The following is a 23,220-nucleotide window of genomic DNA, read 5'->3' as shown; positions in this document are numbered from 1 at the left end:
TCGACACACCCCACCCAACGCCACACCACCGGTCCGGGACACGCCCGGACCGGTCACATCATACGAATCAACGACCCGCGAAGTCCGGGCCTAGAGCCGTGTCGAGGGTCGGCGGAAGGACGGCGGCTGACGGCAGGGCGCTCTCGGCAGCCGCCGGATCCGCGGCTCGGTCAGCGCCCGAGGGCCTTGCGCAGCTGTTCCTTGTTCATCGAGGAACGGCCCTCCACGTTGCGCTTCTTGGCCTCCTCGTACAACTGGTCCCTGGTCGGCCCCTCCGCTCCGCTGTGGGAGCGCTGTCCACCGCGCTCGGAGGACGATTTGGGGTCCCGGAGGGACGTCCGGCTCGCGGTCCTGGACTCGCCCGAGCGGGCGCGCTCCTTGTTGACGGTGCGCGCCGCGATCTCCTCGGCGCGCTTCGTGGATGTGCCGCGCTTCTCGGCACCCTCCTTGATGTGCTCGTACTGACGTTCGCGCTTGGAACTGGATCCTGCGGGCATGGGCGCCGCTCCTCACTGTCGGACGACGGTGGTGCACCGCCGCACCCACTACCCCACACCCTCCTGGGTACGCCTGCCGGGCGGGCGATCCGAACGGGGCACGGGGGCAGGCACACCTCCGGCCGTGCGCGTCGCGGAACGTGGCCGTCGAGATGCAGGCGGGCCCGGTCGCTGATTCGCTTGACGGTGTCCGCTCCCCCCACAGATCCAGGAGTGATCATGAGTGTTGCAGGTGAGTCCGGCGGCCGCGCCCAGCAGCTGCGTGCCAAGGCACAGGAACTGAACGAGGCCGCGGAACGCGCCACCGATCCCGAGCAGCGGCAGCGGCTGCAGGACAAGGCCCGCCGCCTGCGGGAGCAGAGCGAGCAGGAGAGTTCCATGCGCGACCGCGGCATGGACCCGATGGTGTAGGTCCGGCGCCCCTCGCTGCCGGTGGTCCTCACGCGTGCGGGAGGATCACCGGCAGAAGCATGCCCAGCCCACCGATCCCCCACGGAGCCGGAACGCCGATGTCCACCCCCCATGATCCGTACGTCCGGGTGCGCGGCGCGCGCGAGCACAACCTCCGCGACGTGGACGTCGACATCCCGCGCGACACACTCGCGGTCTTCACCGGCGTCTCGGGCTCGGGAAAGTCCTCCCTCGCCTTCGGGACGATCTACGCGGAGGCCCAGCGCCGCTACTTCGAGTCCGTCGCGCCGTACGCCCGCCGGCTGATCCATCAGGTCGGGGCGCCCGATGTCGGTGAGATCACCGGCCTGCCGCCCGCCGTGTCGTTGGAGCAGCGCCGGTCGGCACCCGGATCACGCTCCTCGGTGGGTACGGTGACCACACTGTCCAACTCCCTGCGCATGCTCTTCTCGCGGGCCGGCGAGTATCCGCCGGGTGCCGAGCGGCTCGACTCCGACTCCTTCTCACCGAACACGGCGGCCGGCGCGTGCCCCGAGTGCCACGGCCTGGGGCGGATCCATCGCACCACCGAGGAACTGCTCGTACCGGACCCGTCGTTGTCGATCCGGGCGGGGGCGATCGCGGCGTGGCCGGGGGCCTGGCAGGGCAAGAACCTGCGCGATGTGCTGGACGCGCTCGGGTACGACATCGAGCGTCCGTGGCGGGAGTTGGAGCCCACGGACCGCGCATGGATTCTGTTCACCGACGAGCAGCCCGTGGTGACGGTCCATCCGGTACGCGACGCGGGCCGTATCCAACGCCCGTACCAGGGTACGTACATCAGTGCGCGCCGCTATGTGATGCACACGTTCGCCGATTCCAGGAGCCGGACGCTGCGGGCGAAAGCGGAGCGCTTCCTGACAAGCGCTCCGTGTCCGGTGTGCGGCGGCGGCCGGCTGCGGCCGGAGGCCATGGCGGTCACCTTCGCCGGCCGTACGATCGCCGACTTCGTCGCGCTGCCCCTCACCTCCCTCACCGAGGTGCTGCTGGAGGCGGGCGGCGGGAGTGACACGGCGCGGGTGCTCACGGCCGACCTGCTGGCACGCATCGAGCCGGTCACCGAGCTGGGCCTGGGGTATCTCAGCCTCGACCGTACGGCCCCGACGCTGTCCTCGGGCGAGCTGCAGCGGCTGAGGCTCGCCACGCAGCTGCGGTCGGGGCTGTTCGGCGTCGTCTACGTCCTGGACGAGCCGTCGGCGGGCCTCCACCCCGCCGACACGGAGTCCCTGCTCGGTGTGCTCGGCAGGCTCAAGCAGGCGGGGAACTCGGTGTTCGTGGTGGAGCACCAGATGGATGTGGTGCGGCAGGCCGACTGGCTGGTGGATGTGGGACCGCTGGCGGGCGAGCACGGAGGCCGGGTCCTGCACAGCGGCCCTCCGGCGGAACTGGCGGGGGTGGCCGCGTCGGCGACCCGGCGGTTCCTCTTCGACGAGGGCCCGGCGCCGGCGCGCGAGCCGCGCACCCCGTCCGGCTGGATCACGCTGCGCGGTGTGGACCTGCACAATGTGCGCGGCGTCGACGCCGCGTTCCCGCTCGGTGTGCTGACTGCGGTCACCGGAGTGTCGGGGTCGGGCAAGTCGACCCTCGTCGGCCAGGTGCTGGCGGGTGTACTCGCCGACCGGCGGTCGGCGGAGACCGCGGAGGATCCTGCCGCGCCGGTGGCGCGGGGCTGTACGTCGGCGGAGGGACTGGAGGCGGTGGACCGGCTCGTGCAGGTCGACCAGCGGCCCATCGGCCGTACGCCCCGGTCCAACCTGGCCACGTACACGGGGCTGTTCGACGTCGTGCGGAAGCTGTTCGCGGACACGGAGACGGCACGGGCCCGGAAGTACCGGGCGGGCCGCTTCTCGTTCAATGTGGCGGGCGGGCGGTGCGAGACCTGTCAGGGCGAGGGCTTCGTCTCGGTCGAGCTGCTCTTCCTGCCCAGTACGTACGCTCCCTGCCCGGACTGTCATGGCGCGCGCTACAACCCTCGGACGCTGGAGGTGACCCTGCGCGGACTCACGATCGCCGAGGTGCTGGACCTGACGGTGGAGGCGGCGGCCGGGTTCCTCGCCGGGACTCCGGCTGCCGAGCGCAGTCTGCGGGCCCTGCTGGATGTGGGGCTCGGCTATCTGCGCCTGGGCCAGCCGGCTACGGAGCTGTCGGGTGGTGAGGCACAGCGGATCAAGCTGGACACGGAGCTGCAGCGCGCCCGGCGGGGGCACACGCTCTATCTGCTGGACGAGCCGACTACGGGGCTGCATCCAGCCGATGTGGACGTGCTGATGCGGCAGTTGCACGGCCTGGTCGACGCGGGGAACACCGTGGTGGTCGTGGAGCACGACATGGCGGTGGTGGCCGGTGCGGACCGGGTGATCGACCTGGGGCCCGGCGGCGGTGACCGGGGCGGCCGGATCGTCGCCACCGGCACACCGCGGGAGGTCGCCCGCGCGGCGGGGAGCCGTACGGCCGCGTACCTGGCGAAGGCGCTGCGGACGGGCTGACTCCCCGCGGCGGGGACGGGATCAGCGGCGGACCTTGCGGTTGGCGCGCAGCCACTCCTTGTTCATCGCGGTGATCGACGGCAGCGGGATGCCCTTGGGGCAGGCCGTGGCGCACTCCCCGGTGAGGGTGCAGCCGCCGAAACCCTCGTCGTCCATGGTGGCGACCATGTCGAGCACCCGGGTCTCGCGCTCGGGCGCCCCCTGCGGGAGGACGTTGAGGTGGTTGACCTTGGCGGAGGTGAAAAGCATCGCCGAGCCGTTCGGGCAGGCGGCGACGCAGGCACCGCAGCCGATGCACTCGGCGTGTTCGAAGGCCGAGTCGGCGTCCGGCTTGGGCACCGGGGTGGCGTGCGCGTCGGGCGCCGTACCGGTGGGGGCGGAGATGTATCCACCGGCCTGGATGATCCGGTCGAAGGAGGAGCGGTCGACGACGAGGTCCTTGACGACCGGGAAGGCCGAGGCGCGCCAGGGCTCGATGTCGATCGTGTCGCCGTCGTCGAAGGACCGCATGTGGAGCTGGCAGGTGGTGGTCCGCTCCGGGCCGTGGGCGTCGCCGTTGATGACGAGGCTGCACGCCCCGCAGATGCCTTCGCGGCAGTCGTGGTCGAAGGCGACGGGCTCGTCCCCGCTGAGGATGAGTTCCTCGTTGAGGGTGTCGAGCATCTCCAGGAACGACATGTCCTGCGAGATGCCGTCGACTTCGTAGGTGGCCATGGCGCCGGGCGCCTCGGCGTTCTGCTGGCGCCAGACGCGCAGGGTGAGCTTCATGCGTAGCTCCGCTGAGTGGGGTGGACGTACTCGAAGACGAGGTCTTCCTTGTGCAGGACGGGAGCGTCGCCGGTGGTGCTGAACTCCCAGGCCGCGGCGTAGGAGAACTCCTCGTCGCGGCGGGCGGCTTCGCCGTCCGGGGTCTGCGACTCCTCACGGAAGTGGCCGCCACAGGATTCAGCGCGGTGCAGGGCGTCGAGGCACATGAGCTCGGCGAGCTCCAGGTAGTCGACGACGCGGTTGGCCTTCTCCAGCGACTGGTTGAACTGTTCACCGGTGCCGGGCACCTTGATGCGGCGCCAGAACTCCTCGCGGATCTGCGGGATCCGGTCCAGCGCCTTGCGCAGCCCTTCCTCGGTGCGGGCCATCCCGCAGAACTCCCACATGAGTTCACCGATCTCCCGGTGGAAGGAGTCCGGGGTGCGGTCCCCGTCGACCGCGAGGAGCAGGTTGAGCCGGTCCTCGGTCTCCGCGACGGCCTCCGTGACGGCGGGATGGCCTGCGTCGATCTCCTCGGTGTGCGGGTTGCGGGCCAGGTAGTCGTTGATGGTGGACGGCAGGACGAAATAGCCGTCGGCCAGGCCCTGCATCAGCGCGGAGGCGCCGAGACGGTTGGCGCCGTGGTCGGAGAAGTTGGCCTCACCGATGGCGAAGAGACCGGGGATCGTGGTCTGGAGGTCGTAGTCGACCCAGAGCCCGCCCATCGTGTAGTGCACGGCCGGGTAGATGCGCATCGGTGTCTCGTACGGGTTCTCCGCGGTGATCCGCGCGTACATGTCGAAGAGGTTGCCGTACTTCTCCTCGACCTTCTTCCTGCCCATGCGCGCGATGGCCTCGGCGAAGTCGAGGTACACGCCCTGGCCGCCGGGGCCGACGCCGCGGCCCTCGTCGCAGACGTTCTTCGCGGCGCGGGAGGCGATGTCGCGGGGCACGAGGTTGCCGAAGGCCGGGTAGATGCGCTCCAGGTAGTAGTCCCGCTCGTCCTCGGGGATCTGGCCGGCGGGCCGGTCGTCGCCCTTGGCCTTCGGGACCCAGATGCGGCCGTCGTTGCGCAGGGATTCACTCATCAGCGTCAGCTTCGACTGGTGGTCGCCGGTGCGCGGGATGCAGGTGGGGTGGATCTGGGTGAAGCAGGGGTTCGCGAAGTAGGCGCCGCGGCGGTGGGCGCGCCAGATCGCCGTGGCGTTGGAGTTCATGGCGTTCGTCGACAGGTAGAAGACGTTGCCGTAGCCGCCGCTGGCCAGGACGACCGCGTCGGCGAAGTACGTGTCGGTCTTCCCGGTGACCAGGTCGCGGGCCACGATGCCGCGGGCCTTCCCGTCGACGACGATCAGGTCGAGCATCTCGGTGCGGGAGTGGAGCTCGACGTTGCCCGCGGCGATCTGGCGCGAGAGCGCCTGGTAGGCGCCGAGGAGGAGCTGCTGCCCCGTCTGGCCGCGGGCGTAGAAGGTCCGGGAGACCTGGACGCCACCGAAGGAGCGGTTGTCGAGGAGCCCTCCGTACTCGCGGGCGAAGGGGACGCCCTGGGCGACGCACTGGTCGATGATCTCCACCGAGATCTGGGCCAGGCGGTGGACGTTGGACTCGCGGGCGCGGAAGTCGCCGCCCTTGACGGTGTCGTAGAAGAGGCGGTGCACCGAGTCGCCGTCGTTGCGGTAGTTCTTGGCGGCGTTGATCCCGCCCTGAGCGGCGACGGAGTGGGCCCGCCTGGGTGAGTCCTGGAAGCAGAACTGGACGACGTGGTAGCCCTGTTCGGCGAGCGTCGCGCCGGCCGAGCCGCCGGCCAGGCCGGTGCCGACGACGATGACGGTGTGTTTGCGGCGGTTGGCCGGGTTGACGAGCTTCGCCTCGAAGCGGCGGGTGTCCCAGCGCTCGGCGACGGGACCCCCGGGCGCCTTGGCGTCGACGACGGGCTCGCCGGTGCGGTAGTTCGTGTAGTCGCTCATGTCAGCTCACCACTCCGGTCATCACGGCGACGGGCACGGACACGAAGCCGGCCGTCAGCACCACTGCGAGGACAGTGGCGAGGGTCTTCAGGACGCGGTCCCGGGTCGCGCTGCCCACGCCGAGGGTCTGCGCCGCACTCCAGAATCCGTGCTGGACGTGCAGTCCCAGGGCGAGCACGGCGACGATGTAGATCACGTTGCCGTACCAGGTCGAGAAGGTGTCGAGCACGTTCTGGTAGGGGTGGCCGGACTGGAATCCGCCGGTGTGCACGGTGCCGGTCGTCAGGTCGAGGATGTGCCACACGATGAACAGCGCGAGGATGACGCCGCCGTAGCGCATGGTGCGCGTGGCGTAGCTCGAGCGCGCCTTCTTGTGGACGTACGCGGTCGGGCGCGCCCTGAGGTCACGGCGGCTCAGCTGGTACGCGGAGACGGCGTGCAGGACGACGGCCGCGACGAGCACCACGCGGACGATCCAGAGCGCCCACTCGTAGTGCAGGAAGGGCTCGCCGAGGGTCCGGAGCCAATGGGCGTAGTGATTGAACTCGTCTGATCCGAAGAAGATCTTCAGGTTGCCCAGCATGTGGACCACCAGATAACCCAGCATGATCAGGCCGCTCACAGCCATGATCGTCTTCTTCCCGACGGACGAGTCCCAGAGCGTACGCGTCATGGACGGCCGTCGGTCCGCCCGCGTTGCCAATGCCATGAACACGACGCTAGAGGCGAAGGGCATCATCAGTCCAAGACATGAAATGACTCATCTCCATAGGCAGTCCCTATGACGTTCGCTATCGTCGGCTTCATGCACTTCCAGCAGCTCGCCTACTTCGTGGCCGTGGCAGAGGCCAGGCACTTCACCCGGGCCGCCGAAGCGGTGCACGTGTCGCAGCCCTCGCTCTCCCAGCAGATCAAGGCCCTGGAGAACGAGCTGGGTGCCGAGCTGTTCAGCCGGGCGCGCGGCAACATCGCACTGACCGACGCGGGCGAGGCGCTGCTGCCGCTCGCCCGCAGGATCCTGGCGGACGCGGACACCGCACGGCACGAGGTGCAGGAGCTGGTCCAGCTGCGCCGGGGACGGATCAGGCTCGGCGCCACCCCGAGTGTCTGCACCGGCCTGCTGCCCGATGTGCTGCGCGCCTTCCACGGCGCGCACCCGGGGATCCAGCTCCTGATCGAGGAGGGCGGCTCCCACGACCTCGTGCGGCAGCTGGCCCGGGGCGCTCTGGATCTCGCGCTGCTCGTGCTGCCGCTGCCCGCCGCCTCGCCCGCGCTCACCACGGTGGAGCTGTTGCACGAGGACCTGGTGGTGGTGTCGTCGGCCTCACGGCAGGCACCCGGGCGGAAGGGCTCCGTACACGTCGCCGACCTGGAGAACGAACCGCTGGTGATGTTCCGCCATGGCTACGACCTGCGGGAGCTGACCGTCGCCGCGTGCCGGGCGGAGGGCTTCGAGCCGTCGTTCACCGTGGAGGGCGGCGAGATGGACGCCGTACTGGGCTTCGTGCGGGCAGGCCTCGGGATCGCCGTCGTACCCCGCATGGTCGCCGTGCGGGCCGGCCAGGACCTGCGGACGACGCCACTTGCCTCACCGGGCCTGCGGCGCACGATCGCGCTGGCGCACCGCAGCGACGTCGAACCGCCGCGTGCGGCGCGCGAGCTGCAGCGGATGCTGCTGGGTGCGGGGCCTGCGGCCGTGCCCTCGGCCGCCGACGGGCCGGGCCCGGCCGGCGGCTGAGGGCGGCACCTTCAGACCGCGTCCGCCAGCAGCAGCGAGTGGATCCGGTCCGGGGCGCCCGGCCGCGCGTAGTACCAGCCCTGGGCGGTGTCACAGCCGATCTGACGCAGTTGGTCGGCCTGGGCGCCGGTCTCGACACCTTCCACCGTGACCGCGAGGTCCAGGCTGTGGGCGAGCGACACGATGCCCTCGACGATCTTCAGATCGACCGGGTCGGCCGGGTGGTGCTGCATGCCACGGGTGAAGGAACGATCCAGCTTGAGCACGCTCACCGGCAGGCGGCGGAGGTTCGCCAGATTCGAGTAGCCGGTGCCGAAGTCGTCCAGCGCGATGTCGACGCCCATCTCCGCCAACTGGCGCAGCGGCTTGAGCAGATCGTCGTCCGCGCCGATCAGCGCGGACTCGGTGACCTCCAGACAGAGTGCGCCGGGCTCCAGACCGGAGCGTTCCAGCACGTCGACGGTCTCGGCGACCAGCCCCGGGTGCTGCAGCTGGGTCGGCGAGAGGTTGACGTTGATCCGCAGGGGGCCGCCGTCGGTGTGACGTTCCTGCCAGAAGTTCGCCTGGCGGACGGACTCCTCCAGGACCCAGCGGCCGAGCGGAACGATCAGCCCGGTGTGCTCGGCGAGCGGGATGAACCGGTCCGGACCGAGCACTCCGTGCTGCGGATGGCACCAGCGCACCAGTGCCTCCGCGCCGTGCACACTGCCGTCCCCGAGGTGCACCAGCGGCTGGTACTCGATGAAGAACTCGCCGCGGTCCAGCGCCGTGGGCAGCGCCGTGGTCAGTCCGTGCCGGGTGATGGCGCGGGCGTCGGCCTCGGCGTCGGCGAGCGCGAAACGGTTCCCGCCCGCCGCCTTGGCCCGGTACATCGTGATGTCGGCGCTGCGCAGCACCTCGGCGGCGGTGCGCTCTCCCGACGGGCCTTCGACGACGCCGACTGATCCGCGTACCGTCAGCTCGCGGCCGTCGAGACGGACGGGCGTGGCGAGCGCCAGGAGGATGCGTCCGGCCAGCTCGTGGACCTCGTCCTGGGTACGCGGTCCGGTCGTGAGGGCCACGAACTCGTCACCGCCTAGCCGCGCGACCATCTCGCCGGGGGCGGTCGCACAGCTCTGCAGCCGGTCCGCGATTTCGACCAGGAGCCGGTCCCCCGCCGCGTGACCCAGGCTGTCGTTGATCGCTTTGAAACCGTCCAGGTCGAGATAGCAGAGCCCGAAGCGCATGCCCTCCCTGGGCGCGAGGGCCTTCTCCAGACGCTCGAAGAACAGCGTGCGGTTGGGCAGGCCGGTCAGCGCGTCATGGGTCGCCTCGTAGCGCAGCCGCAGATTGAGCAGCCGCCGTTCGGTGGTGTCCTCCATGAGGGCCAGCTGGTACTCCGGCCGCCCCTCCGAGTCCCGCAGCAGCGAGACGGTGAGATTGGTCCACAGGACGGTGCCGTCGTTCCGGTAGTACGGCTTCTCGACGCTGTAGTGCTCACGCTCGCCGCGCACCAGCTCGTCGTAGTACTTCCATACGTACGGCGAGTCCTCGGGGTGCACCCACTCGTTCAGCTTGTGGCTGCGGACGTGGTTCTCCAGGCCGCCGAACATCCGGGTGAGGGTGTCGTTGATCTCCAAAATGTTGCCTTCGAGGTCGGCGATGCCGATTCCGATGGCGGCGTCCTTGAACACGGCGCGGAAGCGTGCCTCGGTGGCGTGCAGCGCCTGCTCCGCGTCCGAGCGGGCGGCGAACGTCGAGCGGGCGATCGCCTCCTGCTCGGCAAGGGTCCGCTCACGCAGCGCCTGGGTGAACCCGCCGGCGAGCGCGTGCTGGATCCGCGCGCAACGAGCCCGGCTGTCCTCGGTCGACAGCTCCACCGGCCCGTTGCCGCCGCAGTACAGGACCAGGTAGGAGTCGATGACACCGAGGGTGGAGCTCAGGGCGTCGGGATCGGTGCAGTGTGCCGCGACCAGCGCGGCTCCGACGCCGTGCGCGGGCGTCGCGTCGAAGACCCTGGTGTGCAGGATGGTGCTGAGGTCCCGGGCGAGCGGCAGCAGATGCTCCTCGAACTCCAGGCGGGTCAGGGAGGTGGCCGTGGACGGGAAGATGGCCCGGCTCCAGATGGTGGCGAATCTCCGGAGCCGACCCTCAGGGCCGTCGGGTTCGGCGTCCGGCGTGCCGGACGGCTGGGCGGGAATGTTCACGCCTTGCGCCCAACCCCGGCGAAGCCCGAGAAGGCGAACGGATCTTCCTGAGCGAGCGTCGCCGGGGACTCGGGACGCCACGCGGGCATCGCGACGAGCCCGGGCTCGACCATCTCGTACCCCTCGAAGAAGCGGCTGATCTCCACGCGCGAACGCATGCTCAGCGGGTTGCGGATGGACCGGTAGACATCGACCGCCCCGCCCGCCTCCTCCTGGGCGAGCGGGATCCCCTCGTACGAGGCGTGGGTCACGACCAGCAGGCTGCCGGGAGCCAGCGCGTCGCGCAACTCGGCGACCGCGGCGTACGGATCGTCGGCGTCCTCGACGAAGTGGAGCACCGCCACCAGGAGGAGCGCCACCGGCTTGTCCAGGTCGAGGAATCCGTCGATCTCCGGGTGCGCCAGGATCTCCTGGGGCTTGCGCAGATCCGCCGCGGCGATGACGGCCCGCTCGTTGCCCTCGAGCACCGCACGGCTGTGTGCGACCGCGACCGAGTCGTGGTCGACGTAGGCGATCCGGGCCTCGGGGTCGGCTCCCTGGGCGACTTCGTGCACATTGCCGAAGGTCGGGATGCCGGAGCCTATGTCCAGGAACTGATTGACGCCCGACGCCGTGGCGTAGTGCACGGCCCGCCGCATAAAGGCGCGATTCGCCTGCATGACCTTGGGCAGGCCAGGCACGAACTCCATGGCCTTGCGGGCCGCTTCCCTGTCCACCTCGAAATTGTGCGAACCGCCCAGGTAGAAGTCGTACATGCGAGACACGCTCGGCATCGAGATGTCAATGCCTCGCGGTGCCCAGGCGGGACGCTCCATCGATGTCTCCAACAAGTCGCCACGGTGATCCGGCCATGTTCATGGTCAGTGTTGACCAGAGGCTACTGACCGACCGCCAAGAGAGCGAGTGGAAACGGAAATTAGAGATCCGTTATTGGTCACACACCAGAGGCATGTGCGGCCTGCTCGTCGCTGCGTGTGCGCATTCGACGACGGACCGGAAACAGCAAGCGTTTTCTGCGTTCTACTTGAGGGCTCCGACGAGCTTCGCGTCGGGCAAGACCGCGTTCCATGTGCCGCTGGCACCTTGGCCGTTGACGTCTCCCGGCTCCGCGTCACCGGAGAAGACGCAGAGGGGCCAGCAGTCGAGCGACTGCTGGTGGATGCCGTCCGGACGGTTGAAGGTGACGAATCCCTTCGTGGTGACGCCTGCGACGTCATTCTTCGGTACGGGACCGACGACCGGCCACTTCTTGAGGCGGTCTCCCGTGCACGCGGACTTCATCGGGCACGCCGCGTCCTTCTTGAAGCGGAAAACAGTCAGGCCACGCCTGTCGGCGACGATGTCTCCGAGTTCCGGATCCTCACAGACCGAAAGTCCGGCACGGCCGGCCTGCTCACCGCGGGCGGATACGTCCGCGTTCGGCGCCGCTTTCGCTCCGTCTGGCGAGGCGGCGAACCATGTCCCGCCGACGCCCTGCCCGTTGGCGTCACCGGGCCGGGTGTCCTCGGTACAGCGTTCCGGGCGGGCACGAGGGGCCACGCCCTCACACAGTCACCTGCGCCATGCGAGGTGGACGGTTCGGGTGCGGGGGATCCGTAGCCACCGTCCGAGCCGTAGCCGCTGCCGACTCCCCTTGTTTTCCCTGCCGTTCGTCACCCGAATCCGCGTCTTTCGTGGCCCTGGGCAGGGTCGGCCGACGCCCCGGTGTTCAACGAGAGCCCGAAAAAGTTCCGACGAGCGCAAACGCGAACAGTCCGATGTCCCCTCCATCAGGCGAATCAGCCCCATGCTCGGCGTGTCCGGCAGCTGGAGGGAACATGCTCCCCGCCGTGTACGGATCACTCATAGGGCGGCTGACGGCCGCCACCCTGCTCCTGCTGCTCGCCGTCCCGCTGCCGGCGGCCGGTGACGACTGTGCGGTCGCCTCCATCGGACAAGGGGACGGCTCGTCCGTCGCCGTGGCGGGCGAGGGGCGGTGCGGCGCGGTCATCACCGAGCCAGAACCCCAGCCAGAACCCGAACCCGAGCCCGCGCCACCTCCACCACCTCCTCCCTCGCCTCCCCCGCCTCCGCCTCCTGCACCTCCACCACCTCCTCCCTCGCCTCCCCCGCCTCCGCCTCCTGCACCTCCACCACCTCCTCCCTCACCTCCCCCGCCTCCGCCTGCCCCCACGCCCCCCGAACCGGATCCGGAACCGTCGTCACCACGGCCCACCGTGCGCCCCACCCCAGTGGCCCCGCCACCCGTCGCGCTCCCCGCCTACAGAAAGCCACCGCGCAAGGCACCCCGAACCGGACCGTCACTGGTCTCGCTCACCCTTCTGATCACCGCACCCGCTGTCTTCGCCGTGGCGGTGCTGCGGCCCCGCTCGTCCAGTTGACCGAAGAGGGGAACCCATGTCGGAATGGCTTGTTCTGACCATCGCGATGGCATCGGCATGCGCTGTCGTCCTGACCATCGCCGTCCTCAGCAACCGCCGCCTCGCGGACGACGACGATCCGTCCCAGACCCCCGACGTCATCGAGTACATGACGATGATGATCGGCGTGGTGTACGCGATCGTGCTCGGCCTGGCCATCGCAGGCGTCTGGGAGGGCCGCAGCGCCGCCCAGGAGTCGGTACGTCTCGAGGCACAGGCCCTGCACGAGGTGAGCGCGCGGTCCGCCGTCTACCCGGCCGAGGCCCGCGAACGTATCCGAGCCGACGTCGACGCGTACGTCACTCATGTGATCGGTGACGAATGGAGGTCGATGACGGACCACGGACGCCTCACCGAGGAGGGCACCAGACTTCTCGACCGGGTGCGGGCCGACGTGACGGAGTACAAGCCACGGACGGACCACGAAGGGCAGGCGTACCAGCCCTTGGTGGACCAGGTTGCCGCGGTGGACGACGCGCGGGGGGCCCGGGGGCAGAACGCCGGTGCGACCATGCCGGGAGTCGTCTGGTTCGGTCTGATCACCGGGGCCGTGGTCACGGTCGGGCTGATCTTCACGCTCCAGATCCGGAGAACGTTCCGTGAATTGCTGCTGGCGGGCCTCTTCAGCGTCCTGATCGCGTTCCTGCTCTTCCTGATCTGGGATTTCGACGCCCCCTTCGGCCGGGGCATCTCGGCGACCACGGCTCCCTTCGTGGATCTGTTCCCGCACGCCGCAGGCACATAGGAGCACGCCTGCCCACGCCCCCCTGGGCCGTCCGCCGGGCGGTCCGCCGGCCGGGGGACAAGGCTGCCCCATTCGCCTGACACCGATCGCGGGTGGTATGCGGCACTTCTACTGTTTCGTGCATCGAGGTGCATTTCTCACGTCTCGCGGAAATCCGTTCCGCGGCTGCCCCTCGGGACCCGGAGGATTCACCATGCGCGCGATACGTGTCGCACCCGTCGCCCTGCTGGGCGCCGCCGCCTGCCTACTGACGGCACCGGCCGCATCGGCCGATGTACTCAACGGCGGCACGTCCACCTCGTTCACGCCGACCATCACTCCGTCGACGGTCGCGCCGGGAGGCCGGGTCACGCTCGGCGCCATGGGCTGCAGCACCGATGCGACCGCGTTCTCAGGCGTGTTCGACACGACCACCATCCCGAGCGGGAGGTCTGCCACGGCCACGGTCGACCGGGACGCCAAGCGGGGTGCGGTCTACGAGGTGACCTTCCGCTGCGGCACCACCACGCGGTCGGCCGACCTCACCATCACGAGCGGCGCCACGAGTTCCCCGACGACCGCTCCCACCACGGCCCCCACGACCAGTTCCACCGCCTCCCCCAGCGGCGTACTGGGCGGTCTCGGCGGCAGCGTCGACACGATGGACCCCGCGGAGATCGCCGCCGGTTCCGCGCTGGTGGCGGTCGCCTCGGCCGGCGCCTTCTACGTTCTGCGCAAGCGCCGCACCAGCCGTCAGCACTGACGGTCAGGCATCGCATACAGGCACACGACAGTCGCCCCGGGTCCTCATCCAGGACTCGGGGCGACGGGCGTATCGGACCGGGCAGGAGGTTCGACGCGTCAGATCCCCGCATTGCTCATCCGGCGACGGAGGACGAAGGCCGCGCCGCCGGCGGCTGCCGCCGCGACGAGACCGCCACCGACCTGCATCTCGACGGAGCTGGGGCCCATCGAGCCGCCGAGGCCGCCCTGCGCACCCCGCGAGGGAAGCACCGTGAAGCGGGCCGTCGCGACCGGGTCGCCGCCGTTGCCGCCATTGCCGCCGTTGCCACCCTGGCCGCCGTTGCCGCCCTGGCCGCGCTCGCCGTCATTGCCGTTGCCGTTGCCGTTGCCGCCATTGCCGCCGTTGCCACCCTGGCCGCCGTTGCCGCCCTGGCCGCGCTCGCCGTCGTTGCCGTTGCCGCCGCCCTGACCACCGTCACCTCCCCTGCCGCCGAAGTTGTTGTCGCTGTCGTTGCACTTCACGGACAGGCTGTACTGACCGGGCGTCGCGTTGTCCCGGATGTGCGCCGTGGCGTAGCCGACCCGGCCCGGCGAGAGGTTCACCGTCGGGAACGCGTTCGACCACACCTTGCCGCCGGAGCGGCCGCAGCCCTCCGCGCTGACCTGCATGGTGGCGCCCTGGTGGACCGAGGACGGGTTGACGGTGACATTGGTGGGGAAGTTGCTCGGGTTGCTGCCCGGGCCACCGCCGGCGGTGGCCAGCGGGGCAGCCAGCCCGACCGCCGCGAATGCGGTAGCGGTCACCGCGAGAGCGCGTGAAGCACGCATCTTCTGAACCTCCAGCGGGAAGCGCCCCGGAGTCATGTTCTCCGGGTTCGGTCGACGAGTACGCGTCCCATGACGAACCCTCACCAGATACCGCACATGTCCGCACTTCGGCACTGCTCCACCCCGGTGATCCGACACGCCGTGGGCCGCGTCGGGAATCTGACGGAGCCGCAGGTCACGGACCGTCAGGATTTTTATCCGCTCATTACTCCGAAGAGAAGACGCCGGCGTCGCCGCCCGGTCGGCCGCCACCCGTTCGCCCTTCTCTGATCGCCGCCGCACAGACCCCCGCCTAGCGTGGCGGTGTCGCGACGAAGGGAGAACCATGGGCCGGGACCAGTGGGGCGCCGAGCGGAGCAGACGCACACCATGGGGCGCGATCGCCCTGGTGATGCTCACCGGGCTCGCTCTCATGCGCAACGGCGTGGAGACGTCCCCCGGGCCGCCCCAGCCCGCCGCCGCGGCCTCGGTGGCCGGCCCCCGGGACACCGCGGTGTCCACGCCGGTCGACGGCGAGCCGGTACCGCCGCTTGCGTACGCCCCCGCCGCACGCATCCAGATTCCGTCGATCCAGGTCGACGCGCCCGTCGTCGACGTGAACCTCGACCCGGCCGGCTGGATCGAGGCACCGCCCGCGCAGGACCCGAACCTCGCCGGCTGGTACCAGAACGGCATCGCCCCGGGCCAGCGCGGGACCGCCGTGATGGTCGGCCACGTCGACAACCTCGCCGGTCCTGCGGTCTTCTACGGACTGGGCTCACTCAGCAAGGGCCGGCAGGTCGAGGTCTCCCGCTACGACGGCCGAATCGCGGTGTTCGAGATCTACGGCGTCGAAGTCTTCTCCAAGCACGACTTTCCCGGGGCCCGGGTGTACGGCGACACGGGACACGCCGAACTGCGGGTCATCACCTGCGGCGGGGCCTACTCGAAGGCCGACGGCTACGACGCGAACGTGGTGGTCTTCGCGCGGCTGATCGAGACGCGATAACGGTACGAACCTCTCACACGGCCGTCAGTTGCGGTACGGCACGGTCGGGCGGTAGCCCCTCTCGATGAGCGCGGGGAGGTACCGCCGGAGAGCGGCCACACTCTGGGACCGGTCGCCGCCCGCGTCGTGGGACAGCACCACGACGCCGGGCGCCGCACCCTTCTCGACCCTGCGGACGATGGTGCCGGTGCCCGGCGTCGTCCAGTCCAGCGTGTCGACGGTCCAGGCCATCGGTTCCATGCCCATGGCGGCACCGATCTCGAAGGAATTGCGGTTCCAGGCACCGTACGGGGCCCGGTACCAGAGCGGCGGGGCGCCCAGCGTCTGCTCGATCACCTCGCTGGTGCTGCCCAGTTCGTCGCGGATCTCGCCTCGGGAGAGCTTCGGGATCAGCGGGTGCGACCAGGAGTGGTTGCCGACCACGTGCCCGTCGTCGGCCATCTCACGGAGCAGGTCGCGGTTGTCGGCCGCCATCTCGCCGCAGACGAAGAACATCGCCCGGACGCCGTACCTGCGCAGCGTGGCCAGGATGTCCGGGGTGTACCGCGGGTCGGGGCCGTCGTCGAAGCTGAGCACCATGGCGTCACTCCCCAGTTCGGACAGTTCCTCGAACGGCCGGGTGCGGACGGGCGGCGCGGAGGGGCGGAAGCGGGGCGGCGTGTGCGAGGTCATGGGCCGCAGCCGGTAGGCCCCGGGGGCCGCCTGGGCCCCCGCCGGAGGACCGGCGGCCGGAGCCGGCGGCTCGCCGCCGGGACGTGCGGGCGTCCCGGCCGGATCCGCGGCGACCATGTGCACGGCTGTGGCGGCTCCCAGCGCGAGCGCGAGGCGCAGCAAGGTGCGGCGTTCCGCTGGAATCTGATCATGCTTCATGACCAACTGCTCGCACGGAGTCAGGACCGCACCTGCCGTCGACACCTGATATGAGATGATTTACACCCGATGGATGGAGCGCCTCGGCGTCGCCCGGCGGAGAGATCCCGGGGCCTCGCGGAGGCGCCCGGAGGACGACGGTCGGGAGCGGCTACCCTCAAGGCCGTGACTGACCAGCAACCCCACCGTTTCGAGCGCGGCACGGACGGCCCCAAGGTGATCGTCGCGGGTCTCGACGGGTCCGAGTCCTCGATGCGCGCCGCGGCGTATGCGGCGGGCCTCGCCCGTCGGCAGAACGCGATGCTCGCGCTCGTCTACGTCCAGCCGGTGATGTCGGCCGGCGCCGCGCTGGGAGCCCCGGTCGCCGAAGCGACCGGGGAGGTCGCCGAGGAGTTGGTGAACGAGATCAGGGCCTCGACCGAACGGCTCAAGGACATATGGAATGTCCGATGGGAGTTCCACACGTTCCACGGGGATCCGTACAACGGGCTGGTGACGGCGGCCGACGAGCTGAAGGCGGACGCCGTGGTCGTGGGCGCGTCGGAGTCCGCCGGGCACCGTTTCGTCGGCTCGGTGGCGGTCCGCCTCGTGAAGGCGGGGCGCTGGCCGGTCACCGTCGTGCCGTGACCCTCCGGCGGGTGCCGGGCGTCACTTCCCGGCGGCGAGGCCGTCCTGGGCCGCTCCCCGGCTGAGCACGACGTCCTGGATCCGGTCCCGGATCTCGCGTAGCCGGCCGCCGGAATCTCCGGCCGGGGCGGGGGCCTTGGGATCCAGGCCGACGACGCGCCCCGCCTCGATGTCGAACCACTGCGGAATGAATTCGGCCTTCTTGACGGCCCATCGCTGCCCGGGTTTCGCCGGCGGCTCGAAGGTGAAGCGGCCCATCGAGCTCTCATGGGCGCGCGGGTCCCGGGCCCCCTCGTGGTTGACCATGGCACCGGCGACCTGATTGCCCATGCCGTACACGATCCAGGTTCCGTTGACCTTTTCGTAGGCCTGCGGGACATGGGCGTGGGTGCCGAGGATCAGGTCGATGTCAGGCCGGTCCCCGGCCCCGGAGGCCGTGAGTTCGCGGCCGAGTCCGAGCTGGACGTCATCCGGGGCGTCCTGCCACTCGGTGCCCCAGTGCAGCGAGACGACGACCACGTCTGCGCCCGCCTTGCGGGCGGCCCTGGCGTCCGCGAGGATCCGGTCCTTGTCGATCAGGTCGACCGCCCAGGGCTGCCCGGCGGGCAACGGGATGTCATTGGTGCCGTAGGTGTACGCGAGGTGGGCCACCTTCGCCGCGTTCCTGCCCTTGCCGGCTGTGAGCAGGGTGGGGCGTGACGCCTCCTCCGCCGAACGCGCGGATCCCGCATGAGCGATGCCCGCGCGGTCCAGCGCGTCGAGCGTGCGCCCGATGCCCTGGGCGCCGTCGTCCAGGGAATGGTTGGAGGCGGTGGAGCAGGAGTCGAAGCCGGTGGCGCGCAGCGCGGTCGCCACCTCAGGGGGCGACTTGAAGGACGGATAGCCGGTATAGGGGCCGCCGTCCTGGCCGTACACCGTCTCCATGTGGCAGATGGCCAGATCCGCACCCGAGACCGCGGGAGCGGCACCCTTGAGCATCGGGCGGAAATCGTAGCCACCGCCACCGGCGTCGGCGGCAGCCCGGTCGATGATCGCGGAGTGCGGCAGGATGTCGCCCGAGGCCAGCAGTGTGAAGGCGCGCGCGCTTTCCGCTCCCCCGGCTCCCGCCCCGTTCGCATCCCGCTCGGCGGAGAGGTGCCGGCCGGCGAACCCGGGGGGCGAAGACGGCTGACCGGCACAGGCTGTTGCGGTGGCGAGCAGACCGGCGACGGCGATCGCCGCGCCCTGTCGGATGCGCTTCGTCATCTGCACGACTCCCAGTTCGGACGATTTCGGCCATCCGAATACACATATATTCATACTGACTAGTCAAGGACAAAAGCCGCAAAGTACCTGAATCAGCCGTATCGCCGCCCGCCGACCGTTCACCGCACCACTCGCCGCTCCGTGCGACCGCTCGGCGCACACCTCGGTGCGTCGCCTGTTCCCGCGCTCCCCGATGCGTTCGTATACGCCAGGCGGGAGCGAGGCGTCAGAGGCCTCTTCGGGAAAGGACGTTCACGATGACCACTGCGACAACCGATGAGCGGGCCCTGGCGGAGCTGCAGCGGGAACACGGGCCCGCCCTGTTCAACTTCCTGCTGGGACTGACCTTCGGCGACCGGCAACGGGCGGAGGACCTGTTGCAGGAGACGCTGGTACGCGCCTGGCTGCACCCGGAGGCGTTCGACGCCGATTACGACTCGATGCGCCCCTGGCTCTTCACCGTCGCCCGCCGGCTGGCCATCGATGCCCGCAGGTCCCGGCAGGCCCGGCCGACGGAGGTCAGCGATGTGGTTCTGGAGAGTGCCCCCGCCCAGGACGACACCGCGGACTCGGCCGTCCACGCGCTCGATGTGCGCGAGGCCGTGCGGATGCTCAGCCCCGAGCACCGCGCGGTGCTCGTGCAGATCTACTTCCGGGGGCTCAGCGTGGGCGAGACCGCGCAGGCCCTCGGCATACCCGCGGGCACCGTCAAGTCCCGCTCGTACTACGCACTGCGGTTGTTGAGCCGCAATCTGCCCGGCTATTCCAGCAGGTCGTCCGCGTGGAGCAGCGCGAGCAGGGAGACGGCGTCCGCCACCTCCACATAGGCCGAGGCGCATGCCCCGCACCGCTGGAGATGCCGGGCGACCGAGCAGCTCTCGTCCGCTTCCAGCGCATCGAGCACATAGGCGCCCAGCAGTAGCCGTACATGCGGGCCGTCGCCGCGGTCGGCAGTCATCGCACCTCGAATCTCCCTACGGATCCTGCTCTTCTGCCCACGCGGGGCGCGTGCCCCCGGTTCAATGCTGCGTGTGGCCCGGTGCCGAGTCGACGAAAGAGGCGAGACGGGATGCGTCCCGAAGATCACGAAGGAACCGGTGGGGGCGGGCTGCTGGTCCCGATGGCGTGGATGTACTCCGAGTACATCGCTGACGAAGTACTGGCGACCGGCGACCTGATGGAGCCGACGACCCTGGAGTACCGGGCGGGGCGTGACGCGCTCGCCCTGACGATCTTCCTCTCCGACGGGCCGGTCGCCGATGAGCTCTGCGTGGCACGCGTGCACCAGCTGCGGCTGCTCACGGCGTACGGCGCCGGCTGGAGGCGCTGGGTCTGCGCGCGGCTGGAGGCACTGGAGCGGCCGTGTGCTCCGGCCGGGCCTCCGGACCCCGACCTCACCCTGGCGCGGGCCGCCTGGCGGTGGCTGGAGGAGACCGAACTACTGGCCGCGGACCTCGACGCGCTCGGCCCGCCCTCGTGGGAGCCGGTGGACAGCGGGGAGGAGGGCGAGACGCGGGTGTGGACGCCGGCCTGGCGGCTCGGACTGCCTCTGGGGCATCTGGCGGTCCATCTGTACTGAACGGCGCCGGACGGGCAGCGGTCATGAACCGTGTACGCCCGCACGGTACTTGGGCAGCCTCAGGGTGATCTTCATGCCCGCTCCGGCGCCCGTCTCGATGACGAGCCCGTAGTCGTCCCCGTACACCTGGCGAAGCCGTTCGTCCACGTTGAGCAGGCCGATGCCGGAAGAGGCGCCGCCCTCACCGCGCAGGATCTGTCGAAGCCGCTCGGGCTCCATCCCGGTGCCGTCGTCCTCGATGACGACCTCGGCCTCGGCGCCCGCGTCCAGCGCGCTGATCGTGATGCGGATCGGGGCGTCCCCCGCCCGGACCGGACCGTGAGCCCGGGAAAGGGGGACGGTGCCCTCCAGGCCGTGCTTGACGGCGTTCTCCACCAGGGGCTGGAGACAGAGGAAGGGCAGCGAGACGGGAAGCACCTCGGGGGCCACCTGAAGGGTCACGGAGAGCCGTTCGCCGAAGCGGGCCCGCACCAGCGCCAGATACTGGTCGATGGAGTGGAGTTCGTCGGCCAGGGTGGTGAACTCACCGTGCCGGCGGAACGAATAGCGAGTGAAGTCGGCGAATTCCAGCAGCAGTTCGCGCGCCCGCTCCGGGTCCGTCCTGACGAACGAGGCGATGGCGGCCAGCGAGTTGAAGATGAAGTGGGGGGAGATCTGGGCTCGCAGGGCCTTGATCTCGGCCTCGATGAGCTGCGTGCGGGAGCGGTCGAGCTCGGCGAGTTCCAGCTGTACGCAGACCCAGCGGGCCACCTCCCCCGCCGCCCTGGCCAGTACCGCCGATTCGCGGGGAGCGTAGGCGACGAGCGTGCCGAGCACCCGGTGGTCGACCGTCAGTGGTACGGCGACGGCCCAGCGCAGCGGGCAGTCGAGGTCGCCGCAGTCGCTGTGGAAGGCGGTGTCCCGGCCGCTGGCGAGGAGCCCTTGCACATGGTGCATCACGTCCTTGCCGTGGTGGTCGCCTTCGCCGTCCCACACCAGTACGCCGTCGCGGTCGGTGAGGCACAGGGCGTCGGTGCCGAGCAGTGAGCGCAGCCGGCGCGCCGACCTGCGCGCGCTCTCCTCGGTGAGTCCCGCGCGCAGCGGCGGCGCCGCGAGCGAGGCCGTGTGCAAGGTCTCGAAGGTGGCGTGCTCGACGGGCGTGCCCACATCGCTGGTGCGTACGGGACGGGCGGTGCGGCCCAGGAGGAAGCCCGTACCGAAGAGCAGCAGGGCGAGCACGGCGATGACGGCGACCCCGGCCCCGGTCATCGCACGCGTCCCGAAGTCAGCGCCTCCGGCAGATGGAAGCGGGTCATCGCCGCGTTGGTGCCCGGCGGTATCCGTCCCGGCGTAGCCAGGGAGACCAGGATCATCGCCAGGAAGCCGACCGGTACGGACCAGACGGCGGGCCAGGCCAGCAGGGCGTGTGGCCAGCCCGGCGGGCGCACAGCGCCGCTGACGGTGATGGCCACGGACAGCAGCGCGGAGCCGCCGCCGAGCAGCAGCCCGGCGATCGCGCCCGGCGGGGTGAGCCGTCGCCACCAGATGCCGAGGACGAGCAACGGGCAGAAGGACGAGGCGGAGACCGCGAAGGCCATCCCGACGGCGTCGGCCACCGGCACCCGGCCGACCAGCAGCGAGCCGCCCAGCGGCACGGCGATGGCCAGGACGGTGGCCAGCCGGAAGTTCCGTACGCCCCGAGAGGGCAGGACGTCCTGGGTGATCACCCCGGCGACGGCCATGGTGAGTCCGGACGCCGTGGACAGGAACGCGGCAAACGCTCCGCCGGCGAGGAGGGCGCCGAGCAGATCACCGCCCAGGCCGCCGATCACCTGGGCGGGCAGCAGCAGCACGGCGGCGTCGGAGTCACCGCCACGCATGAGTTCGGGCGCGTACAAGCGGCCCAGGGCCCCGTACACCGGGGGCAGCAGATAGAACAGGCCGACCAGGGCGAGGACGGCGACGGTGGTGCGGCGGGCGTCGCGACCGTTGGGGCTGGTGTAGAAGCGGACGACCACGTGCGGCAGGCCCATGGTGCCGAGGAAGGTCGCCACGATCAGTCCGTACGTCGCGTAGAGCGGATGGTCCGCGCGGAAGACGGATATCTGCTCGTCGAAGCTGACCCGGGGGCGCCCGTCGCCCTGCCAGGCCAGCACGAGGAAGATCGCGGGCACCAGCAGGGCGGTGAGCTTCAGCCAGTACTGGAACACCTGCACGAAGGTGATCGAGCGCATGCCGCCCGCCGCCACGGCGACGACCACGACGGAGGAGACGAGCACGTCGCCGAGCCAGCCGGGTGCACCGGTGAGGATCTTCAGGGTGAGGCCGGCGCCCTGGAGCTGCGGCACGAGGTACACCCACCCGGCGCCGACGACGAACACACTGACCAGCCGGCGCACCTGCCGTGACTCGAGCCGTCCCTCGGCGAAGTCGGGAAGTGTGTACGCCCCCGAGCGGCGCAGTGGAGCGGCGACGAACACCAGCAGCACGAGGAATCCGGCGGTGTAGCCGACCGGGTACCAGAGCATGTCGGGGCCGTGCACCAGCACCAGGCCCGCGATGCCGAGGAAGGAGGCGGCGGACAGGTACTCGCCGCTGATCGCGGCGGCGTTGAGCCTCGGCCGCACGGTCCGCGACGCGACGTAGAAGTCCGAGGTGGTCCGGGAGATCCGCAGCCCGAAACCGCCGACGAGGACGGTGGCGAGGACGACGAGGGCGACCGCCACCACCGCTGCCGGGTGGTCCGGGGCGCTCACGGCGCGGGGCGGCCTTCCACGAGTCGGGCGAAGTCGCGCTCGTTGCGCTCGGCCCGGCGTACGTACCACCAGGCGGCGAGGGTGAGCGGCGGGCAGGTGGCGAAGCCGAGCACCGCCCAGACGAGGGCGTTGCTGTGCAGCGCCTCGAAGACCAGGGGCAGGGTTCCGGCGACGAGCGCGAGCACGGCGAAGACGGTGAGTCCGGCTCGCAGCTGGCTGCGCATCAGCGAGCGGACGTAGGCGCCGCCGAGCGCGGTCTGCTCGTCGATCTCCGACTGGGCGCGGTAGCGGGGCAGCGGACGTACCCGCCGGGGCTCACCCATGACCACTTCGCGCCGGGGTGTGCTCTCTGCGGACATGGGGCCGGAGTTTAGGCCGGGCAGGGGTCG

At 70.4% G+C, this 23,220-nt stretch carries 23 protein-coding genes and 1 pseudogene; 9 read left to right on the top strand and 15 right to left on the bottom strand.

Going from position 1 to position 23,220, the window contains the following annotated elements:
• Nucleotides 1-170: 170 nt before the first annotated feature.
• Nucleotides 171-497 (bottom strand): plasmid stabilization protein, encoded by a 327-nt coding sequence (locus ACFYQ5_RS20025; protein WP_389199086.1) that lies wholly within the window; start codon nucleotides 495-497, stop codon nucleotides 171-173.
• 219 nt (nucleotides 498-716) lie between these two features.
• Between ACFYQ5_RS20025 and ACFYQ5_RS20020 the strand changes: the two genes are divergently transcribed.
• Nucleotides 717-908, top strand: coding sequence for a DUF6381 family protein (locus ACFYQ5_RS20020; protein WP_389199084.1), 192 nt, complete (start codon nucleotides 717-719; stop codon nucleotides 906-908).
• A 98-nt stretch (nucleotides 909-1,006) separates the two neighbouring features.
• A complete protein-coding gene (locus ACFYQ5_RS20015) occupies nucleotides 1,007-3,433 on the top strand; it encodes an ABC transporter (protein WP_389199082.1) in 2,427 nt (808 codons plus the stop codon).
• A gap of 21 nt (nucleotides 3,434-3,454) precedes the next feature.
• Here ACFYQ5_RS20015 and ACFYQ5_RS20010 read toward each other — a convergent pair whose 3' ends face one another.
• The 3 genes from ACFYQ5_RS20010 to ACFYQ5_RS20000 are packed head-to-tail and all read right to left on the bottom strand — an operon-like array spanning nucleotide 3,455 to nucleotide 6,856.
• Entirely contained in the window at nucleotides 3,455-4,201 is a 747-nt protein-coding gene (locus ACFYQ5_RS20010; protein WP_387391812.1) for a succinate dehydrogenase/fumarate reductase iron-sulfur subunit, read from the bottom strand.
• Entirely contained in the window at nucleotides 4,198-6,147 is a 1,950-nt protein-coding gene (locus tag ACFYQ5_RS20005) for a fumarate reductase/succinate dehydrogenase flavoprotein subunit (protein WP_389199080.1), read from the bottom strand. Before ACFYQ5_RS20005 ends, ACFYQ5_RS20010 begins: the two co-directional genes overlap by 4 nt.
• A 1-nt stretch (nucleotide 6,148) precedes the next feature.
• Nucleotides 6,149-6,856: a succinate dehydrogenase gene (locus ACFYQ5_RS20000; protein ID WP_389199079.1), complete on the bottom strand. Its 708-nt coding sequence runs from the start codon at nucleotides 6,854-6,856 to the stop codon at nucleotides 6,149-6,151.
• Between the two features lie 96 nt (nucleotides 6,857-6,952).
• Here ACFYQ5_RS20000 and ACFYQ5_RS19995 point away from each other — a divergent pair, with 96 nt between their 5' ends.
• Nucleotides 6,953-7,885 (top strand): LysR family transcriptional regulator, encoded by a 933-nt coding sequence (locus ACFYQ5_RS19995; protein WP_389199112.1) that lies wholly within the window; start codon nucleotides 6,953-6,955, stop codon nucleotides 7,883-7,885.
• 11 nt (nucleotides 7,886-7,896) lie between these two features.
• Here the strand turns inward: ACFYQ5_RS19995 and ACFYQ5_RS19990 are convergent, their stop codons facing one another.
• The 4 genes and pseudogenes from ACFYQ5_RS19990 to ACFYQ5_RS19975 form a co-directional block, all read right to left on the bottom strand.
• Entirely contained in the window at nucleotides 7,897-10,071 is a 2,175-nt protein-coding gene (locus ACFYQ5_RS19990; RefSeq protein ID WP_389199077.1) for a putative bifunctional diguanylate cyclase/phosphodiesterase, read from the bottom strand.
• Nucleotides 10,068-10,886 carry an SAM-dependent methyltransferase gene (locus tag ACFYQ5_RS19985; RefSeq protein WP_389199110.1) on the bottom strand — a complete coding sequence of 273 codons (819 nt, stop codon included), beginning with the start codon at nucleotides 10,884-10,886 and terminating at the stop codon, nucleotides 10,068-10,070. Before ACFYQ5_RS19985 ends, ACFYQ5_RS19990 begins: the two co-directional genes overlap by 4 nt.
• A 205-nt stretch (nucleotides 10,887-11,091) precedes the next feature.
• Nucleotides 11,092-11,690: pseudogene (locus ACFYQ5_RS19980) on the bottom strand (hypothetical protein); the annotation flags it as partial.
• 370 nt (nucleotides 11,691-12,060) lie between these two features.
• Entirely contained in the window at nucleotides 12,061-12,279 is a 219-nt protein-coding gene (locus tag ACFYQ5_RS19975) for a hypothetical protein (RefSeq protein WP_389199075.1), read from the bottom strand.
• Between the two features lie 189 nt (nucleotides 12,280-12,468).
• Here ACFYQ5_RS19975 and ACFYQ5_RS19970 point away from each other — a divergent pair, with 189 nt between their 5' ends.
• A complete protein-coding gene (locus ACFYQ5_RS19970; RefSeq protein WP_389199074.1) occupies nucleotides 12,469-13,236 on the top strand; it encodes a hypothetical protein in 768 nt (255 codons plus the stop codon).
• 193 nt (nucleotides 13,237-13,429) lie between these two features.
• Nucleotides 13,430-13,978 (top strand): hypothetical protein, encoded by a 549-nt coding sequence (locus ACFYQ5_RS19965; RefSeq protein ID WP_389199072.1) that lies wholly within the window; start codon nucleotides 13,430-13,432, stop codon nucleotides 13,976-13,978.
• A gap of 98 nt (nucleotides 13,979-14,076) precedes the next feature.
• On the opposite strand, the gene ACFYQ5_RS19960 is transcribed toward ACFYQ5_RS19965, so the two are convergent.
• Complete coding sequence (locus ACFYQ5_RS19960) at nucleotides 14,077-14,787, bottom strand: hypothetical protein (RefSeq protein WP_389199071.1); 711 nt, start codon at nucleotides 14,785-14,787, stop codon at nucleotides 14,077-14,079.
• A gap of 325 nt (nucleotides 14,788-15,112) precedes the next feature.
• Here ACFYQ5_RS19960 and ACFYQ5_RS19955 point away from each other — a divergent pair, with 325 nt between their 5' ends.
• Entirely contained in the window at nucleotides 15,113-15,775 is a 663-nt protein-coding gene (locus ACFYQ5_RS19955) for a class F sortase (RefSeq protein WP_389199069.1), read from the top strand.
• Nucleotides 15,776-15,799: 24 nt separating this feature from the next.
• Here ACFYQ5_RS19955 and ACFYQ5_RS19950 read toward each other — a convergent pair whose 3' ends face one another.
• On the bottom strand, nucleotides 15,800-16,645 hold the full coding sequence (locus tag ACFYQ5_RS19950) for a polysaccharide deacetylase family protein (RefSeq protein ID WP_389199067.1): 846 nt from the start codon (nucleotides 16,643-16,645) through the stop codon (nucleotides 15,800-15,802).
• Between the two features lie 165 nt (nucleotides 16,646-16,810).
• Between ACFYQ5_RS19950 and ACFYQ5_RS19945 the strand changes: the two genes are divergently transcribed.
• Nucleotides 16,811-17,272 carry a universal stress protein gene (locus ACFYQ5_RS19945; RefSeq protein WP_389199066.1) on the top strand — a complete coding sequence of 154 codons (462 nt, stop codon included), beginning with the start codon at nucleotides 16,811-16,813 and terminating at the stop codon, nucleotides 17,270-17,272.
• A 21-nt stretch (nucleotides 17,273-17,293) separates the two neighbouring features.
• Here the strand turns inward: ACFYQ5_RS19945 and ACFYQ5_RS19940 are convergent, their stop codons facing one another.
• On the bottom strand, nucleotides 17,294-18,517 hold the full coding sequence (locus ACFYQ5_RS19940) for a CapA family protein (protein ID WP_389199064.1): 1,224 nt from the start codon (nucleotides 18,515-18,517) through the stop codon (nucleotides 17,294-17,296).
• Nucleotides 18,518-18,774: 257 nt separating this feature from the next.
• Between ACFYQ5_RS19940 and ACFYQ5_RS19935 the strand changes: the two genes are divergently transcribed.
• Nucleotides 18,775-19,344 carry a sigma-70 family RNA polymerase sigma factor gene (locus tag ACFYQ5_RS19935; protein ID WP_389199062.1) on the top strand — a complete coding sequence of 190 codons (570 nt, stop codon included), beginning with the start codon at nucleotides 18,775-18,777 and terminating at the stop codon, nucleotides 19,342-19,344.
• Here the strand turns inward: ACFYQ5_RS19935 and ACFYQ5_RS19930 are convergent.
• Nucleotides 19,278-19,475 (bottom strand): zf-HC2 domain-containing protein, encoded by a 198-nt coding sequence (locus tag ACFYQ5_RS19930; protein WP_389199061.1) that lies wholly within the window; start codon nucleotides 19,473-19,475, stop codon nucleotides 19,278-19,280. The two genes, ACFYQ5_RS19935 and ACFYQ5_RS19930, sit on opposite strands and share 67 nt — an antisense overlap.
• Nucleotides 19,476-19,586: 111 nt before the next feature.
• Here ACFYQ5_RS19930 and ACFYQ5_RS19925 point away from each other — a divergent pair, with 111 nt between their 5' ends.
• On the top strand, nucleotides 19,587-20,096 hold the full coding sequence (locus tag ACFYQ5_RS19925; RefSeq protein WP_389199059.1) for a hypothetical protein: 510 nt from the start codon (nucleotides 19,587-19,589) through the stop codon (nucleotides 20,094-20,096).
• Nucleotides 20,097-20,117: 21 nt separating this feature from the next.
• Here the strand turns inward: ACFYQ5_RS19925 and ACFYQ5_RS19920 are convergent, their stop codons facing one another.
• Genes ACFYQ5_RS19920 through ACFYQ5_RS19910 form a run of 3 tightly spaced genes read right to left on the bottom strand, consistent with a single transcriptional unit; the run spans nucleotide 20,118 to nucleotide 23,190 of the window.
• Nucleotides 20,118-21,344 carry a sensor histidine kinase gene (locus tag ACFYQ5_RS19920; protein ID WP_389199057.1) on the bottom strand — a complete coding sequence of 409 codons (1,227 nt, stop codon included), beginning with the start codon at nucleotides 21,342-21,344 and terminating at the stop codon, nucleotides 20,118-20,120.
• Complete coding sequence (locus tag ACFYQ5_RS19915) at nucleotides 21,341-22,831, bottom strand: cation acetate symporter (RefSeq protein ID WP_389199055.1); 1,491 nt, start codon at nucleotides 22,829-22,831, stop codon at nucleotides 21,341-21,343. The genes ACFYQ5_RS19920 and ACFYQ5_RS19915 overlap by 4 nt, the downstream gene beginning before the upstream one ends.
• On the bottom strand, nucleotides 22,828-23,190 hold the full coding sequence (locus tag ACFYQ5_RS19910; protein ID WP_351271132.1) for a hypothetical protein: 363 nt from the start codon (nucleotides 23,188-23,190) through the stop codon (nucleotides 22,828-22,830). Before ACFYQ5_RS19910 ends, ACFYQ5_RS19915 begins: the two co-directional genes overlap by 4 nt.
• Between the last annotated feature and the right edge of the window lie 30 nt (nucleotides 23,191-23,220).

Source organism: Streptomyces sp. NPDC005794 (assembly GCF_042871445.1).
GTDB lineage: Bacteria > Actinomycetota > Actinomycetes > Streptomycetales > Streptomycetaceae > Streptomyces.
The sequence above is the reverse complement of the archived record's forward strand: the minus strand, read 5'-3'. Positions and strand labels throughout refer to the sequence as shown.

Coding starts and splice junctions, on each gene's coding strand:
- ACFYQ5_RS19910 (WP_351271132.1), bottom strand. CDS start 23,190: ATGTCCGCAGAGAGCACACCCCGGCGCGAAGTGGTCATGGGTGAGCCC.
- ACFYQ5_RS19950 (WP_389199067.1), bottom strand. CDS start 16,645: ATGAAGCATGATCAGATTCCAGCGGAACGCCGCACCTTGCTGCGCCTC.
- ACFYQ5_RS19935 (WP_389199062.1), top strand. CDS start 18,775: ATGACCACTGCGACAACCGATGAGCGGGCCCTGGCGGAGCTGCAGCGG.
- ACFYQ5_RS19970 (WP_389199074.1), top strand. CDS start 12,469: ATGTCGGAATGGCTTGTTCTGACCATCGCGATGGCATCGGCATGCGCT.
- ACFYQ5_RS20015 (WP_389199082.1), top strand. CDS start 1,007: ATGTCCACCCCCCATGATCCGTACGTCCGGGTGCGCGGCGCGCGCGAG.
- ACFYQ5_RS20020 (WP_389199084.1), top strand. CDS start 717: ATGAGTGTTGCAGGTGAGTCCGGCGGCCGCGCCCAGCAGCTGCGTGCC.
- ACFYQ5_RS20005 (WP_389199080.1), bottom strand. CDS start 6,147: ATGAGCGACTACACGAACTACCGCACCGGCGAGCCCGTCGTCGACGCC.
- ACFYQ5_RS20025 (WP_389199086.1), bottom strand. CDS start 497: ATGCCCGCAGGATCCAGTTCCAAGCGCGAACGTCAGTACGAGCACATC.
- ACFYQ5_RS19965 (WP_389199072.1), top strand. CDS start 13,430: ATGCGCGCGATACGTGTCGCACCCGTCGCCCTGCTGGGCGCCGCCGCC.
- ACFYQ5_RS20000 (WP_389199079.1), bottom strand. CDS start 6,856: ATGGCATTGGCAACGCGGGCGGACCGACGGCCGTCCATGACGCGTACG.
- ACFYQ5_RS20010 (WP_387391812.1), bottom strand. CDS start 4,201: ATGAAGCTCACCCTGCGCGTCTGGCGCCAGCAGAACGCCGAGGCGCCC.
- ACFYQ5_RS19995 (WP_389199112.1), top strand. CDS start 6,953: ATGCACTTCCAGCAGCTCGCCTACTTCGTGGCCGTGGCAGAGGCCAGG.
- ACFYQ5_RS19955 (WP_389199069.1), top strand. CDS start 15,113: ATGGGCCGGGACCAGTGGGGCGCCGAGCGGAGCAGACGCACACCATGG.
- ACFYQ5_RS19940 (WP_389199064.1), bottom strand. CDS start 18,517: ATGACGAAGCGCATCCGACAGGGCGCGGCGATCGCCGTCGCCGGTCTG.
- ACFYQ5_RS19960 (WP_389199071.1), bottom strand. CDS start 14,787: ATGCGTGCTTCACGCGCTCTCGCGGTGACCGCTACCGCATTCGCGGCG.
- ACFYQ5_RS19925 (WP_389199059.1), top strand. CDS start 19,587: ATGCGTCCCGAAGATCACGAAGGAACCGGTGGGGGCGGGCTGCTGGTC.
- ACFYQ5_RS19985 (WP_389199110.1), bottom strand. CDS start 10,886: ATGGAGCGTCCCGCCTGGGCACCGCGAGGCATTGACATCTCGATGCCG.
- ACFYQ5_RS19920 (WP_389199057.1), bottom strand. CDS start 21,344: ATGACCGGGGCCGGGGTCGCCGTCATCGCCGTGCTCGCCCTGCTGCTC.
- ACFYQ5_RS19930 (WP_389199061.1), bottom strand. CDS start 19,475: ATGACTGCCGACCGCGGCGACGGCCCGCATGTACGGCTACTGCTGGGC.